General features: G+C 65.9%; 15 protein-coding genes and 1 tRNA gene. 11 read left to right on the top strand and 5 right to left on the bottom strand.

Features of this window, described 5'->3' with window-relative positions:
• The first annotated feature begins 2 nt into the window (after positions 1 to 2).
• Positions 3 to 1,076 (top strand): 1,2-phenylacetyl-CoA epoxidase subunit PaaE, encoded by a 1,074-nt coding sequence (gene paaE, locus BMX57_RS02575; RefSeq protein WP_092362265.1) that lies wholly within the window; start codon positions 3 to 5, stop codon positions 1,074 to 1,076.
• A gap of 10 nt (positions 1,077 to 1,086) precedes the next feature.
• On the top strand, positions 1,087 to 1,845 hold the full coding sequence (locus tag BMX57_RS02570) for a Phenylacetic acid catabolic protein (protein WP_092362264.1): 759 nt from the start codon (positions 1,087 to 1,089) through the stop codon (positions 1,843 to 1,845).
• 142 nt (positions 1,846 to 1,987) lie between these two features.
• Here the strand turns inward: BMX57_RS02570 and BMX57_RS02565 are convergent, their stop codons facing one another.
• The 5 genes from BMX57_RS02565 to paaG all read right to left on the bottom strand — a co-directional run bounded on the left by BMX57_RS02565 (position 1,988) and on the right by paaG (position 5,865).
• Complete coding sequence (locus BMX57_RS02565) at positions 1,988 to 2,482, bottom strand: hypothetical protein (protein ID WP_092362262.1); 495 nt, start codon at positions 2,480 to 2,482, stop codon at positions 1,988 to 1,990.
• A 242-nt stretch (positions 2,483 to 2,724) separates the two neighbouring features.
• On the bottom strand, positions 2,725 to 3,321 hold the full coding sequence (locus tag BMX57_RS02560) for a TetR/AcrR family transcriptional regulator (protein ID WP_092362260.1): 597 nt from the start codon (positions 3,319 to 3,321) through the stop codon (positions 2,725 to 2,727).
• A gap of 4 nt (positions 3,322 to 3,325) precedes the next feature.
• Entirely contained in the window at positions 3,326 to 4,636 is a 1,311-nt protein-coding gene (gene paaK, locus BMX57_RS02555) for a phenylacetate--CoA ligase PaaK (RefSeq protein ID WP_092362258.1), read from the bottom strand.
• 15 nt (positions 4,637 to 4,651) lie between these two features.
• On the bottom strand, positions 4,652 to 5,077 hold the full coding sequence (gene paaI / locus BMX57_RS02550; protein WP_092362256.1) for a hydroxyphenylacetyl-CoA thioesterase PaaI: 426 nt from the start codon (positions 5,075 to 5,077) through the stop codon (positions 4,652 to 4,654).
• A 2-nt stretch (positions 5,078 to 5,079) separates the two neighbouring features.
• A complete protein-coding gene (paaG, locus tag BMX57_RS02545) occupies positions 5,080 to 5,865 on the bottom strand; it encodes a 2-(1,2-epoxy-1,2-dihydrophenyl)acetyl-CoA isomerase PaaG (protein WP_092363040.1) in 786 nt (261 codons plus the stop codon).
• A 230-nt stretch (positions 5,866 to 6,095) separates the two neighbouring features.
• On the opposite strand from paaG, the gene BMX57_RS02540 reads away from it, so the two are divergent.
• The 9 genes from BMX57_RS02540 to BMX57_RS02500 all read left to right on the top strand — a co-directional run.
• The gene (locus BMX57_RS02540; RefSeq protein WP_092362254.1) at positions 6,096 to 7,115 is read left to right on the top strand and encodes a TRAP transporter substrate-binding protein; all 1,020 of its coding nucleotides are present in this window, start codon (positions 6,096 to 6,098) and stop codon (positions 7,113 to 7,115) included.
• A gap of 67 nt (positions 7,116 to 7,182) precedes the next feature.
• Positions 7,183 to 7,689 carry a TRAP transporter small permease gene (locus BMX57_RS02535; protein WP_092362252.1) on the top strand — a complete coding sequence of 169 codons (507 nt, stop codon included), beginning with the start codon at positions 7,183 to 7,185 and terminating at the stop codon, positions 7,687 to 7,689.
• Complete coding sequence (locus tag BMX57_RS02530; protein ID WP_092362250.1) at positions 7,686 to 9,038, top strand: TRAP transporter large permease; 1,353 nt, start codon at positions 7,686 to 7,688, stop codon at positions 9,036 to 9,038. The genes BMX57_RS02535 and BMX57_RS02530 overlap by 4 nt, the downstream gene beginning before the upstream one ends.
• A gap of 109 nt (positions 9,039 to 9,147) precedes the next feature.
• A complete protein-coding gene (gene paaZ, locus BMX57_RS02525) occupies positions 9,148 to 11,178 on the top strand; it encodes a phenylacetic acid degradation bifunctional protein PaaZ (protein ID WP_092362248.1) in 2,031 nt (676 codons plus the stop codon).
• Between the two features lie 71 nt (positions 11,179 to 11,249).
• A complete protein-coding gene (locus BMX57_RS02520) occupies positions 11,250 to 12,053 on the top strand; it encodes a PaaX family transcriptional regulator C-terminal domain-containing protein (protein WP_092362246.1) in 804 nt (267 codons plus the stop codon).
• 45 nt (positions 12,054 to 12,098) lie between these two features.
• Positions 12,099 to 13,586: a flavin-containing monooxygenase gene (locus tag BMX57_RS02515; protein ID WP_092362244.1), complete on the top strand. Its 1,488-nt coding sequence runs from the start codon at positions 12,099 to 12,101 to the stop codon at positions 13,584 to 13,586.
• A gap of 16 nt (positions 13,587 to 13,602) precedes the next feature.
• Positions 13,603 to 14,598, top strand: a complete 996-nt coding sequence (locus BMX57_RS02510) for an alpha/beta fold hydrolase (RefSeq protein ID WP_092362242.1) — start codon at positions 13,603 to 13,605, stop codon at positions 14,596 to 14,598.
• 72 nt (positions 14,599 to 14,670) lie between these two features.
• Positions 14,671 to 14,747: transfer RNA gene (locus BMX57_RS02505), tRNA-Met, on the top strand.
• A gap of 436 nt (positions 14,748 to 15,183) precedes the next feature.
• On the top strand, positions 15,184 to 15,508 hold a 325-nt coding region (locus tag BMX57_RS02500; protein WP_143057869.1), incomplete at its 3' end, for an IS110 family transposase.

Genomic DNA, 15,508 nt, shown 5'->3' with positions numbered 1-15,508 from the left:
GGATGGCACGCTTTCACGATCTGCACGTCACCGACGTCAAGAAAACGATCCGCGACGCGGTGGTGGTGACACTCAAGCCCGCCAACGGCGCGGCCGGGGAATTCGACTTCATCCAGGGGCAATACCTGACCTTCCGCCGCGAGTTCGACGGCGAAGAGTTGCGCCGGTCCTATTCGATCTGCGCGGGCAAGGATGACGGCATCCTTCAGGTCGGCATCAAGCGGGTCGAGGGCGGCGCCTTCTCGACCTGGGCCAATACCGACCTGAAGCCGGGCGACACGCTGCAAGCGATGCCACCGATGGGCGGGTTCCACACGGCGCTCGACCCGCGGGCCGAACGTCACTACCTGGGATTCGCCGGGGGGTCCGGGATCACCCCGGTGCTGTCGATCCTCAAAACCACTCTGGCGCGCGAGCCGCGGTCGCGCTTCACGCTGGTCTATGCCAACACGGGCGTGAACTCGATCATGTTCCGCGAGGAGTTGGAGGATCTCAAGAACCTCTACATGGGCCGGCTCAACGTCATCCATGTCCTGGAAACCGACGCGCAGGAGATCGAGCTGTTCACCGGCTTGGTGACGGCCGAGAAATGCGCCCAGCTGTTCCAGCACTGGATCGACATCGAGGACGTCGACACGGCGTTCATCTGCGGGCCGGAGCCGATGATGCTGGGCATCGCCTCGGCCTTGCGGGCGCATGGCATGACCGACAGCCAGATCAAGTTCGAGCTGTTCGCCAGCGCCCAGCCCGGCCGCGCCAGGCGCAAGGCGGTGGCGGCGGACGCGGCCAGCAGCGCCAACCAGACCACGGCCACGATCACGCTGGACGGCGCGACGCAGACGCTGACCATGCCCAAGGACCGGTCGGTTCTGGACGCCGCGCTGGAAAACGCGATGGACGCGCCCTTTGCCTGCAAGGCCGGGGTCTGCTCGACCTGCCGCTGCCGGGTGCTGGAAGGCGAGGTCGAGATGGCCGCCAACCACGCGCTCGAGGATTACGAGGTCGCCAAGGGCTATGTGCTCAGCTGCCAGTCCTATCCGCTGACCGACAAGCTCGTCGTCGATTACGACCAGTGAGGAGAGTACCATGTCCGAAGAGATGACGATCGAAAGCTACCTGGCCGAGGGCGGCAAGCTGACCAGCCCGGCCAACGTGCCGCCACGCTATCGCGCCGAGTTGCTGAAACTGATGGCAACCTTCGTCGACAGCGAGTTGGCCGGCGCCGCCGGCTTTGCCGACACGATCAACGCAGGCCCCGGCATCAAGGAGCGGATCGCGGCGGCCAAGATCGTGCTGGAAAAGACCGACAATGCCGGCAAGGTGCTGAAACTGATGGGCGAATTCGGCGCGGATACCGACCGCTATGTCAACCACCACCCGTGGACCGCGCGCCTGGACCGCGACGCCGATATCGGCGCCTCCCGGTCCGAGCATGACATGCGGCTGGCGGTGTTCAACTACCCGCTGCAGGGCTGGGCCGACGCGGTGATGATGAACCTGCTGATGGGTCTGGCGGTGAACGAGCAGCTGGCCGAGTTCCAGACGGTATCCTATCAGCCCCTGGCCGAGGCCTTCCGCGCCATCGCACCGATCGAGGCGCGCCATGCCGAACTGGGCCGGGAAGGCGCCGCAAAGCTGGCCGATCAGGGCCGGTCGGACGACCTGCAGACCTCGGCGGACTACTGGTGGCCCCGGGTCGCCCAAAGCTTCGGCGGCACCGACCCGCGCCGGTCTGAGGCCCTGCAGGCGATGGGGCTGCGCAAGATGCCGACCGGAGATCTGCGCGAGCGCTGGGAGCGCAACGCGGCGAAGGTGCTGGAGGAGCTGGGGCTGGCACGGCCCTGAACAGAGCTTACTTGTAAACACGGACTCCTAGGGAAGCAGGTCACCACCTATCCAAATGGGTAGAGCGCACGGCGTTTAGCATGCTATCATTGAACAGGTGCAAAGGCGTCTGGATATTTGCGCGTGCAAATGCCTGGCTTGATTACTGTATCAAGAGTTGCCGGGTTAGAACCTCGACCATCCTTTGAGCCTCGGACGCATCAAGCCGTCCGTGAGTCAGTAGAAATTCTGCGACGTCTTTGCCCGAGTAGCGTCCTGTCAGTACGTTATCGCGCAGAATCAAATTGAGACGCGCAAACTTGGCTGCGTTATCATGGCAAATAATGCACTTTTCTTTGAAGAGGCCCCCAGACTCATTAATAAACTCGAACTGTTCTATCAGAACGTCGATTTCCGTGTCTGACAGCCTGCCGTGCCCCGCTTTCAGAGAGTCACGAACCAGGCGCCCCGAACTCTTCCCGGCGAGGCCGCCATTGGTTGCAACCAAGCTATCAGCGACAAATTCTCCGGCATGCGGCGTGTGACAAGCTGCACATTTCTGCTCGTAGACCACATGGGGATCAACCTGCTGGGCGGTCGCGGATACCGCCCAGAACACAACGCCGACTGATAGGCCAATACTCTTGAAACGTGTCATTTTCCGAGCATCCCTGGGCCCAAAGATTACTGGGGACAGTATACTTGAATTCGAACTGAATACTCTTGATACAGGTCAATCTCCTTGCATGCCGGCCACTGGTTTTCAGAGTCGGCTGCCTCCTGACTTACGGGCTGACCAACCTGCCTCATCCCTAAAGCGGGTTTTTGCAGCGTGACGATATCCAAGCAGGTCATGGGCTCAAAACGGACCTGCGGCATCCAATTGGACCTTCTCCCGGGCTAGATCCGTTGCAACCCGCCCAACGTCAGGTTGCTGACCAGGCGAGCATAGTCGCGGCGGGCCTGGGTACCGGCACCGGTATTCCACATGTAGTACCAGTTCAGCATGCCGAAGACCGACATCGTGGCGGCGCGCAGCTTGGCGGGGTCGTTCTCGACGCGGGCGCCGGCATTCTCGGCGATGATGCCCGAGACGAATTCGACCATGTCGCGCTGGTATCCGCGCAGGATCTTCTGCTGCTCGGGCGGCAGCGCGGCCAGCCCGCTGGACTGGACCCGGTGTTCGTCATCGACGCCCTGATAGGCCAGAAGGATCTCCTCGACCACGCGGTGCAGGCGTTCGGCGGGGTCCAGCCCGGCGATCTCGATGCCGCAGATCAGGTCGCGCAACTCGCGCAGGTAGGTTTCGAGGATGTCGTAGAGGATCGCATCCTTGCCGCCGTAATAGTGGTAGATATTGGCCTTCGAGATGCCGCACTCCTTGGCCAGCTGCGACATGGACGCGCGGTCGAACCCCTCGCGCGCAAAGACGCGCGCAGCGGATTTCAGGATCTGGCCGCGTTTCTCGTCGTGGTCCTTGGCGATGGTGCGGGCCATCCGTTCAACCCCGCTCGCGGTTGTCGACCACGCGCTTGGCCTTGCCCTGGCTGCGCTCGACCTCGCCGGGGTCGCCGACGACGATCTCGGTCGAGACGCCGACCATGTCCTTGATCCGCTTGGTCAGCATCCGCGCGGCCGCGGTCTTGCTCAGCTCGTCGGCAGCGTCGGGGTCGGCCTCGACATAGACCCGCATCGCGTCCATGCGGCCCGAGGTATAGAGCTCGATCTGGAAATGCGGGGCGATGCCGCCGGTGGCCATCACCTGTTCCTCGACCTGGGTCGGGAAGACGTTGACGCCGCGCAGGATGATCATGTCGTCGGAGCGGCCGGTGATCTTTTCCATCCGCCGCATCGTGCGCGCCGTGCCCGGCAACAGCCGCGTCAGGTCGCGGGTGCGATAGCGGATCATCGGCAGGCCTTCCTTGGTCAGCGTGGTGAACACCAGCTCGCCCAACTCGCCATCGGGCAGCACCTCGCCGGTGGCGGGGTCGATGATTTCGGGCAGGAAATGGTCCTCCCAGATCACCGGGCCGTCCTTGGTCTCGACGCATTCGTTGGCCACGCCCGGCCCCATGATCTCGCTGAGGCCGTAGATGTCGACCGCGTGCATGTCGAACGCCTCTTCGACTTCGCGCCGCATGGCGTCGGTCCAGGGTTCGGCGCCGAAGATGCCCACGTTGAGCGAACTCTGCCGTGGATCGAGACCGGCCTTGTGGAACCCCTCGAGGATATTGAGCATGTAGGACGGGGTGACCATGATCCCGTCGGGCTTGAAGTCGGTGATCAGGCCCACCTGTTTCTCGGTCTGCCCGCCGGACATCGGCACCACGGTGCAGCCCAGCCGCTCGATCCCGTAATGCGCGCCGAGGCCGCCGGTGAACAGGCCATAGCCATAGGCGTTGTGCACCATGTCGCCGCGGCGCAGGCCGCTGGCGCGCAGGCTGCGGGCGACCAGATCGGCCCAGTTGTCGATATCGTTCTGCGTATAGCCCACCACCGTCGGCTTGCCGGTGGTGCCGGACGAGGCGTGCAGCCGGATGATCTGGCTGCGCGGCACGGCAAAGAGGCCGAAGGGATAGTTGTCGCGCAGATCGTTCTTGTAGGTGAACGGGAACTTCGCCAGATCGGCGAGCGTCTGCAGATCGTCAGGGCTCACGCCCGCCTCGTCGAACCGGGCCTTGTACATCGGCACGTTGTCATAGGCGTGGCGCACCGACCATTTCAGCCGGTCGAGTTGCAGGGCGCGGATCTCGTCGACCGAGGCGATCTCGATCGGGTCCAGGTCGGCCTTGTTGGGGGTCAGGTCTTTCACGGCGGTCTCCTCACCTCATTCGTCGAACAGTTGGCCCTTGATCGCGCGGGACATGCCCCGGAATTCCGCGATCGTCCGGCCGTCCTGATCGGTCACGGTCACGTCGTAGATGCCGCTGCGCCCGGTCAGCGAGACCTCGCGCGCGGTGGCGGTCATGCGGTCGCCCAGACGGCCCGGACTGACGAAGCTGATCACGTTGTGCTGGGCAACGGTGGACTGGTTGCGGCTGTTGCAGGCGAAGGCGAAGGCGCTGTCGGCCAGCATGAAGGTCACGCCGCCGTGACAGATGCCGTGGCCGTTGCAGTGATGCGCCTCGACCGTCATCTCCAGCGTCGCGGTGCCCGCGTCGATCCGCGTGATCTCCATCCCCGCCCATTTCGAGGCGGCATCCCCGGCCCACATGGCGGCGGCGGCCTTTTCGGCCCGATCCTTCGGCGTCATCGTCATTTGCCCCGAAACACCGGCGCGCGCTTCTCGAGGAAGGCGGACACGCCCTCGGCATAGTCGGCGCTTTCGCCGCAGAGCTTCATCGCGTCGGCTTCGAGTTCGAGATGGTCGCTCAGCGTGTTGGTGGCTGCCGCCTGGATCGCCCGCTTGGTCTGGGCATAGCCCAGCGTCGGGCCGGCGGCGAAGCGTTCGGCCAGCGCGCGCGCCTCGGGCATCAGGTCGTCATCCGGCAGCGCCTTCCAGATCAGCCCCCAATCGGCGGCCTGCGCCGCAGAGATCGGCTCGGCGGTCAGCGCCAGCCCCTTGGCCCGCGCCTCGCCCAGCAGGCGCGGCAGGTGCCAGCTGCCACCGGTATCAGGGATCAGCCCGACCTTCGAGAATGACTGGATGAACTTCGCGCTCTCGGCGGCCAGGACGATGTCGCAGGCCAGCGCCAGGTTGGCCCCGGCCCCGGCGGCGACACCGTTCACGGCGCAGATCACCGGCATGTCCAGCGCCCGGATCAGCCGCACCAGCGGCGCATAGAATGTGCGCACCGTGTTTCCCAGGTCGGGCGGGCCGTCCGTTTTCGACGGATCGCGGTCGCCCAGGTCCTGCCCGGCGCAGAAACCCCGCCCCGCTCCGGTCAGCAGAACCGCCCGCGCGCCGCCGTCGCGCGCCGATTCGAGCGCGGCCCGCAGCGCACGGTGCATCTCGTCGGTGAAGCTGTTGAGCCGCTCGGGGCGGTTGAGGGTGATTTCCACCCAATTCCCATGGTTTCGCGCAACAATCGTGTCGGTCATGATCAGCCCGCTTTCCAATTCTTACGACAAATCCCTTGCATAAACCGAACGGTTGGTCAATAAATTATTCATCCGTAGCGATTCCCGGGTTTCGCGCGGCGCGGGCCTTCTAACGCATCGGGCATGGACCCGTCGGCAGAGAGCTCGAGGAATTCGACCGTTGATAGTTGCAAATCGGACCATTATCGCAACGGGACCCGGGACAAGACACTGAGGGAGGACAAGAACCCATGAAGCTTACCAGACTGTCCACGCTGCTCGCCTCGGCCGCATTGGCCGTATCGGGCGCCGCGGCCTTTGCCGCCGACTACACGCTGACCATTTCCAGCTGGGCGCCGCCGACGCACGGCATCAACGCCAAGATGTGGCCCAAGTTCATCGAGATGGTCGAAGAGGCCACCGACGGAAAGGTCACCGCCGAGCTGAAGCTGGGCCTGGCCCCGCCGCAGGCGCAGATGGACCTGATCCAGGACGCCGCCGCTGATGCCTCGATCATCTTCCACGGCTACCAGCCGGGTCGGTTCATCACCACCAAGATCATCGAACTGCCGGGCTATGAGGGTTCGGCCGAAGAGGCCTCGGTGGCCTATTGGCGCGCCTACGAGAAATACCTCTCCGAGGCCGACGAGCACCGCGGCGTCAAGGTGATCGCCCTGCACACGCACGGCCCGGCGCAGCTGCATTCGAACACGCCGGTCACCTCGCTGGACCAGATCTCGGGCCTCAAGGTGCGGATCCCCGGCGGTGTCGGCGGCGATGTCGGCAACGCCCTGGGCGCCACCGGCATCCAGGTTCCGGCCCCCAAGGTCTATGAAACGCTGGCCTCGAACGCGGCCGACGGCGTGGTCATGCCGATGGAATCGCGCCAGGGGTTCAAGCTGACCGAGGTCGCCAAGAACGTCTATGAACTGCCCGGCGGCCTCTATCGCGGCTCCTTCGCCTTCATCATGAACGAGGGCACCTTCGCCGACCTGCCCGAGGATCTGCAGGCCGCATTGGAAGAGAACGTGTTCGGTGAACCGCTCAGCCGCGAGATCGGCAAGATCTGGGACGAGATCGACACCATCGGCCGCGAGGCGACGGAAAACGCGGATGATAACGCCATCAACGCCGCAAGCGACTCGGATCTCGAACAGTTCTCGACCATCGCGGCAGAGGTCCGCGAGAAGGTGCTGGCCGAGATCGCCGAAACCGGCGTGGAAGCCCAGGCCGCATACGAGCAGATCAAGTCGGACCTGAGCGCCAACTGATCGCATCCCGGGTCCGGCGGCGGCGCCACATGCCGCCGGACCCGTTCCTGCCCGCAGGAGGAGCCCCATGACAGCACTCATCCGCCTTGCGCGACGCGCCAGCGCCGTGCCCGTCCTCGTGGCCTGCATCGCCCTGTTCATCCTGATGGTGATGACCTTTTTCGACGTGATCCTGCGATCGGTGTTCAACAACCCGATCGAGGCCGCGACCGAGCTGACGCGGATCCTGATGGCCGTGCTGGTGTTTTCGGTTCTGCCGATCATCTCGGTTACCAACGGCCATATCGCCGTCGACCTGACCGACGGGCTGTTTCACCGGCTGCATCTGAGCCGCGTGCGGGACGGGGTCATCCACCTGCTGAGCGGTGTCCTGATGTTCTGGCCCGTGCGGCGCGTTCTGGTGCTGGCCGAACGGTCACGCGACTACGGTGACGTAACCGAATACCTGGCCATCCCCACCTTCTATGTCGGCTGGTTCATCGCCATCGCCATCGCCATCTCCGCCATCGCGATGGTGGTCACCGGCCTTTTGCACCTCTTCGCCCCGCACTACCTCAGGGAGACCGCCCCATGACCGCAGCGCTGATCGGGTTCGCCCTTGTCCTTGTGCTGGTTCTTCTGCGCCTGCCCATCGTCTTTGCGATGGGGCTGGTCGGCACGCTGGGCTTCGCCTACGAGCGCGGCGGGTCGATCTTCGACGAGCGTGGGCTGAAGGCCGCCATGTCGATGGTCGGCCGCCAGATCACCGACACCGCGCAGGACTACGGGCTGTCGGTCGTGCCGCTTTTCATCCTGATGGGCCTTTTCGTGAACAAGGGCGGCATGGCGCGCGAGCTCTATGCCGTGTCCAACGCCTTTCTGGGCCATATGCGCGGCGGCATCGCCATGGCCACCGTAGCGGCCTGCGGCGGGTTCTCGGCCATCTGCGGCTCGTCGCTGGCCACCGCGGCCACCATGTCCAAGGTCGCCATGCCGCAAATGCGCCGCTATGGCTATTCCGATGAGTTGAGCACCGCCTCCATCGCCGCCGGCGGCACGCTTGGCATCCTGATCCCGCCTTCGGTGATCCTGGTGATCTATGGCCTGCTGACCGAGACCTCGATCGGCAAGCTGTTCATGGCCGGCATCGTGCCCGGTCTGCTGGGCATCCTGTTCTACCTCTTCGCGGTGCGCTGGACCGTCTGGCGCAACCCCGATGCCGGCCCGGCCGGAGAGCGCGCGGACTGGCGCGCGCGGTTCCAGGCACTGGGATCCGTCTGGGCGGTGCTGCTGCTGTTCTTCCTGGTGATCGGCGGGCTTTACGGCGTGTTCGACATCGAACCGCTCAACCTGACCTTCTCGCCGACCGAGGCCGCGGGCATGGGTGCGGCGGGCGCCTTCGTGATCGCGCTGATGCGCGGCGGTCTGACGCTGGGCTCGACCTTCGAAGTGCTCAAGGAGACCTGTTTTACCGCGTCGGCCCTTTTCGCGGTGCTGATCGGGGCGCAGGTGTTTTCCAACTTCATCAACCTCGCGGGCCTGCCCGAGGCGCTGATCTCGCTGGTCACCGCCTATGACGTGTCGCCCTTCGTGGTGATCCTGATGATCCTGGGCATCTACATCATCCTCGGCTGCGTGTTCGAATCCCTGTCGATGCTGCTGCTGACCGTGCCGATCTTCTTTCCGCTGGTGACGTCGCTGGGCTATGACCCGATCTGGTTCGGCATCGTCGTCGTGGTGGTGACCGAAATCTCGCTGATCACGCCACCGGTGGGACTGAACGTGTTCATCCTCAAGGGGGTCGTGGGCGATGTCACGACCGGAACGATCTTTCGCGGCGTGACCCCGTTCTGGATTGCCGACATCTTCCGCCTGGCGCTGATCGTCCTGGTGCCCATCGTGGTGCTCTACCTGCCCGAAAAGATGGGCGCGCTGGGTCACTGACCCGCCGGAGCGGCGCCCTGCGGACCCGACGCCGCAGGGCCACGGCACGTCACGCGCGCCGCGCCACCGGCCGGCCGGCGCCCCCGAAACCGAACCGAAAGGATCCGACATGAGCCTTCTGCAGATCTCCAGCTTCGCCGCCGGTGAATGGGTCGCCCCCGGTGACGGCGCACGCACCATCGCCAGCGCCATCACCGGCGCGCCGCTGGCAACCGCGGGCAACAGCGCGCTGGACGTGCAGGCGATGCTGGACCATGCCCGCAGTGTCGGCGGGCCGGCCCTGCGCCGGATGGGCTTTCACGACCGGGCGCGGATGCTCAAGGCGCTGGCGCAGGCGCTGGATGCGCGCAAGTCCAAACTCTACCAGGTCAGTTTCGACACAGGCGCCACGCAGAGCGACCACCTGATCGATATCGACGGCGGCATCGGCACGGTATTCGTCTTCGCCTCGAAGGGGCGCCGCGAAATGCCCGACGGGCATGTCTATCTCGATGGCGATGTCGAGCAGCTCAGCCGCAACGGCACTTTCCTGGGACAGCATATCTGCACCCCGCTGCACGGCGTCGCGGTGCATATCAACGCTTTCAACTTCCCGGTCTGGGGCATGCTGGAGAAGTTGGCCCCCACCCTTCTTGCCGGCGTGCCGGCGATCGTGAAACCGGCCACAAACAGCTGCTACGTCACCGAACTGGCCGTGCGGATCATGGTGGAGAGCGGCCTGCTGCCCGACGGCGCGCTGCAACTGGTTTCGGGCGGGCTGGGCGACATGCTGGACCGGCTGGGCGCGCAGGATGTGGTCAGCTTCACCGGGTCGGCCGACACCGCGCTCAAGCTGCGCCGGACGCCGGCAATCGTCGAGAACGCGGTGCGCTTCGTGGCCGAACAGGACAGCCTGAACGCCTCGATCCTCGGTCCCGACGCGCAGCCGGGCACGCCCGAGTTTGACCTGTTCGTCAAGGAGGTCAGCCGCGAGATGACCGCGAAGGCCGGGCAGAAATGCACCGCGATCCGCCGCATCATCGCCCCCGAGGCACAGGTGCCGGCGGTGATCGAGGCGCTGTCGGCGCGCCTGGCCAAGACGGTGATCGGAGATCCACGGCTGGAGACGACACGCATGGGCGCTCTGGTCTCGGAGGGTCAGAAACGCGACGTGCTGGAGAAGGCCGCGATCCTCGGACAGGAGGCCGAGCGCGTCTTCGGCGATCCCGACGCGTTCGACGTCCACGGCGCCGATGCCGACAAGGGGGCCTTCGTGCCGCCGATGCTGTTCCATTGTGCCGATCCCGACCGCGCACGACGCGTACATGACACCGAAGCCTTCGGGCCGGTCTCGACCGTCATGGGATATCGCGACCTGAACCATGCGATCGACATCGCCAACCGCGGCGGCGGTTCGCTGGTGACGTCGGTCATCACCCATGACAGCGCGGTTGCCAGCGAGGTGGTCCTGGGCGCCGCGGCCTGGCATGGCCGGATCTATATCAACGACCGGACCTCGATGAAGGAATCCACCGGGCATGGCTCGCCCCTGCCGCATATGGTGCATGGCGGACCGGGCCGCGCCGGCGGCGGCGAGGAGATGGGCGGCGTGCGCGGCGTGAAACACTACATGCAGCGCACCGCCATCCAGGGCTCGCCCGAGATGCTGGCGGCCATTGGTGGACGCTGGGTGCCGGGCGCGGCCGAGGCCGACAAGGGCGCGCACCCGTTCACCCGGCGCTTCGGCGAGTTGGAGATCGGCGACACGCTGAACACCGCGTCGCGCACCGTCACGCTGGACGACATCGCGCATTTCGCCGAATTCACCGGCGACACGTTCTATGCCCATATGGACGAGGACGCGGCTGCGCGAAATCCGTTCTTTCCCGGCCGCGTGGCACATGGCTACCTGCTGATCTCCTTTGCCGCAGGCCTGTTCGTGGAACCCGACGAGGGGCCGGTGCTGGCCAATACCGGGCTGGACAACCTGCGCTTCATGCAGCCGGTCGTGGCCGGCGACAGCATCAAGGTGCGCCTGACGGTCAAGGCCAAGACCCGCCGCACCGAGGATTATGGCGAGGTGCGTTGGCACGTCACGCTGACCAACCAGAAGGACGAGAAGGTCGCCGAATACGAATTGCTGACCATGAACGCCTACTGACCGGCCACCCCCCGGCCCGGGCCCGCATTTTCCGGATTCCCCTCGGCGGCCCGGCCCCTTAGGCTTGACGCATGGACAAGGCCGAAACATGGTTCGCGATGGCGACCGAAAGGCTGACCGATCCGCAGAACCAGCGGGTCTGGTCGGTCATCGTCTCGCTGTTCGGGGACCTGGCGCAGAAACCGGGCGACAGGATCTCGGGCGGGGCGCTGACCCGGATCGTACAGCCGATGGGCATCCGCCCCGAGGCAATGCGCGTGGCCCTGCACCGGCTGCGCAAGGACGGCTGGATCGACAGCAGCCGATCGGGCCGGGCCTCGGTCCATTCGCTGACCGATTACGGGCGGCGCCTCTCGGCCGCGGTCACACCGCGAATCTATGCCCGCACGCCGGACGTGCCGGCGCGCTGGCACATGCTGGTCGCCGAGGACAGCCCCGGCATCCACACGCTGGACGAGGTTCTGCTGGCCGAGAACTACATCTCGCTGGGGCGCAACACGGCGCTGGGGCCGGGCCCGGTGCCGGGGGATTGCGCCGATCTCCTCGCGCTGGACGTTTCGGCACGGGCGGTACCCGACTGGCTTCGCTCGCGCCTGTTCCCGCCCGAACTTGTCGCCGCCTGCCGCGACCTGCATGACGCGGTGCGCGCGGTGCGCGCCGCCCAGCCGGCGAACTGGCGTCCGACGCCGCTCAGGATCGCGGTCCTGCGCACGCTGCTTGTGCATCGCTGGCGGCGCGTGGTGCTGCGCCATCCGGACCTGCCGCCGGTGTTTCACCCATCCGACTGGGCCGGCCCCACCTGCCGGAGCGAGGTCTTTGCCCTGCTCGACACCCTGCCCCGCCCCGATCTGGCCCGCCTGGACAGCAGCGCCTAGCCCGCCGCTCGGAACACGCTTCACAGGCCGGGATTGCGGCCTATCATGGCACCGACCCGCCCGGAGGCAGACGTGACCACCGACCACCAGACCGAGATGCTGATAATCGGCGCCGGGTTCTCCGGCCTTCTGATGGCGATCGAGGCGCGGCGGCGCGGGGTGAAGGAGATCACCATCCTGGAACGGGCCGGCGATGTCGGCGGCACCTGGCGCGAGAACACCTATCCCGGCGTTGCCTGCGACGTTCCCTCGCATCTCTATTCCATGGCCGGGCATCCCAACCCGAACTGGACGCGCGCCTATGCCGGCGGCGCCGAGATCCAGGCCTATCTGCAATCCGTGGCGCGGCGCGAGGGGCTCTATGAGCTCTGCCGCTTTCACTGCGCCATGACCCGCGCCCGGTGGCAGAACGGGCGCTGGCAGGTCGAGACATCGGACGGGCACCGCTGGTCCACGCGCTTCCTGGTCTCGGCCATCGGGGCGCTGCATGTGCCACTGGTGCCGGACATTCCCGGCCGCGATGCCTTTCCGGGGCCGGCGTTCCACTCCGCCGAATGGGATCACGCAGCCAGGATCGCGGGCAAGCGGGTCGCGGTCGTCGGGACCGGAGCGTCCGCGGTCCAGTTCGTGCCCGAGATCGCCGGGACGGCCGCGCATGTCACCGTGTTCCAGCGCACGGCGCCCTATGTCCTGCCGCGCCCGGACGGACCGATCCCGGAGCGGGTGCGCCGCCTCTACCGCGCGGTCCCGCCACTCCGGCAGCTCAGGCGCGCGCTGATCTACGCGATCTACGAAATGCGCCACGCCGTCTTTCGCGGCCAGCCCCACGCGGTCACTTTCGCAATGAAGATGTGGCGAAAGGGGCTGGAGCGCGCGATCACCGACCCGCATATGCGCGCCCGGCTGACGCCCGACTACCGGATCGGCTGCAAGCGCATTCTCAGCTCGAACGACTGGTATCCGACGCTGGCGCGCGACGACGTGACCCTTGTGGCCAGCGGCGTCGACAGGATCGAGGGGCGTACGCTGGTGGCCCAGGACGGCCGCCGGGTCGACGCGGATGTGCTGATCTGGGGCACCGGCTTCCGCGTGACCGACGCCGCCGAACGCCTGGATGTCACCGGCGCCGGCGGCCGGACCCTGCGCGAGGCCTGGTCGGGCGGGATGCAGGCGCATCTGGGAACCGCGATTGCGGGCTTTCCCAACCTGTTCCTGCTGCTTGGCCCGCATACGGGCCTGGGCCACAATTCGGTTGTCCTGATGATCGAGGCCCAGGTCGGCCATGTCGGCAGGCTGCTCGCGGACATGGAGCGGAAAGGCCTCACGGCGATCGCGCCCTGCGCCGACGCTCAGGCCGGTTTCGAGGCCGAAATGGCCGACCGTCTGGCAGGGTCGGTCTGGCAGGACGGCGGATGCAGATCGTGGTATCAGGACGCGGCCGGGCGCAACCCGACCATCTGGCCCGGCACGGTCGGCGCATTCCGGCGCAGGATGAAACGCGCCGGGCTGGAGCAATACGAGGGGATCGAATGATGGCGGACACTGCGACATGAGCCTCGGCGCCTGGATCACCCTGGCGATTCTGCTCGTCATTCTCGCGGTCCTTGCCGGCGGTGCCTGGCGCACGCGGGTTCTGGCCGCGCGGGCCGAACGTCTTGTGCCCCGTATCGGGCAGGTTCAGCCGGTGCCCGGCGGCATGATCCACTTTGTCAAGGTCGGCGACCCGGAAAGACAGACGCTGGTGCTGATCCACGGGCTGGCCGGGCAGCTGCAGCAATTCACCTACGCCCTCACGGACCGCCTGTCGAACGAGTTCCATGTCATCGCGCTGGACCGGCCGGGCTGCGGCTACTCCACCCGAGACGGCGATGACCTGGCCGCCCTGCCCCGGCAGGCCGAGATGATCGCCGCCTTCCTTGAGGCGCGCGGCATCGACCGCGCGGTGCTTGTCGGCCATTCTCTGGGCGGCGCGGTGGCGCTTGCGACGGCGCTCGACCATCCGGAGCGGGTGGCCGGGCTGGCGCTGCTGGCGCCGCTCACGCACCCGGTCGGAGAAGTGCCTGACGTCTTCCGCCCGCTGGCGGTCCGCTCGGCCTGGCTGCGCCGGGCGCTGGGCCATACGATCGCAATCCCGGTGGGCGAACGCACCGCCGAGGCGGTGCTGACCGAGGTTTTCGCACCCGAGGACTGGCCCGATGATTTCCTGGTCGCCGCCGGCGGGGCATTGGGGCTGCGACCGCAGGCCTATGTCGCGGCCTGCGCCGACCTCGTGGCCTCCGGAGAGAGCATCGCCGGTCAGGCCGCCCGCTATGACGAGCTGTCCGTGCCAGGCGCGATCCTGTTCGGGGCCGGAGATACCGTGCTCGCCCCCGCGGCACACGGAACGACGATGGCCCGCCACGGCCTGCCCACAACCCTTCTTCCGGGACGCGGCCACATGATTCCCCTCACCGCCCCCGAGGACTGCGAGGCCTTCATTCGCAGCACAGCCGAACACGCAGAACCCCGGACATCGCCTCCGACACATGGGGCCGGCAAGGCCTGATAGGCAATCGGCACCCGGCCCAAAATGCCCCTTGACCCCCCCAACGGCCTGACGTAAATCGCCACACATCGTGGCGGAGTAGCTCAGTCGGTTAGAGCAGCGGAATCATAATCCGCGTGTCGGGGGTTCAAGTCCCTCCTCCGCTACCAAATTTTCCTAATCAGGTCAGTATGTTGATCGTCGGCGACCATGAGCCGTGAAGGCCTTGGGAGGCGCCGGGTATCACTCGGGTATCATTCAGCACCCACCGAACTGCTACTGAACCTGCGCTAAAAAGAACGAAAAACGAACCTGGCGGCTCTTGTGCCCTTGGCGCGCCATCCCCATATATGTAGTATGGCGCTCAATTGGGGGCGTTTCAGTTACGTGTTTAAACTGTCAAGGCCAGTTTCGCTGCCGGTGCAGATCGCGAGTTCGATCATTCGGGCTCCTCTCGCCAGCCACGCGGGCGGCTTTGTGGCAATCCGGCAATACCACATTGCCAGATGCTTCACAGTATACACGACCACTAAGCTAATGGGATGAACTGCCTTCCCACCAACCCGCTGCTACCGTGGCGGGCATAGGTGGAGAGAGGAGCATCTGATGGACATCAAGGTTCTGGGCATTGACCTGGGCAAGACCGTTTGCAGTCTTGCCGGGCTGAATGAAGAGGGAGCGGTCGTGTTTCGCAAACGGCTCCAGCGGTATCGGCTGCTGGACTTTCTTGATACGCTTCCGCGCTGCGTCGTTGCAATGGAAGCCTGCGGCGGGGCGCATCACATCGGGCGATTTTGTCTTCAGAACGGGCATGAGCCTCGGCTGATGTCGCCACTCTATGTCCGTCCCTATGTGAAGGTTCACAAGAACGACGACCGTGACGCGGAGGCCATTGCCGAAGCCGCGACGCGTCCGACGATGTCATTTGTCG

The sequence above is a fragment of the Cribrihabitans marinus genome (genome assembly GCF_900109035.1).
Taxonomy (GTDB): domain Bacteria; phylum Pseudomonadota; class Alphaproteobacteria; order Rhodobacterales; family Rhodobacteraceae; genus Cribrihabitans; species Cribrihabitans marinus.
This window is presented reverse-complemented; position numbering and strand designations above follow the sequence as displayed.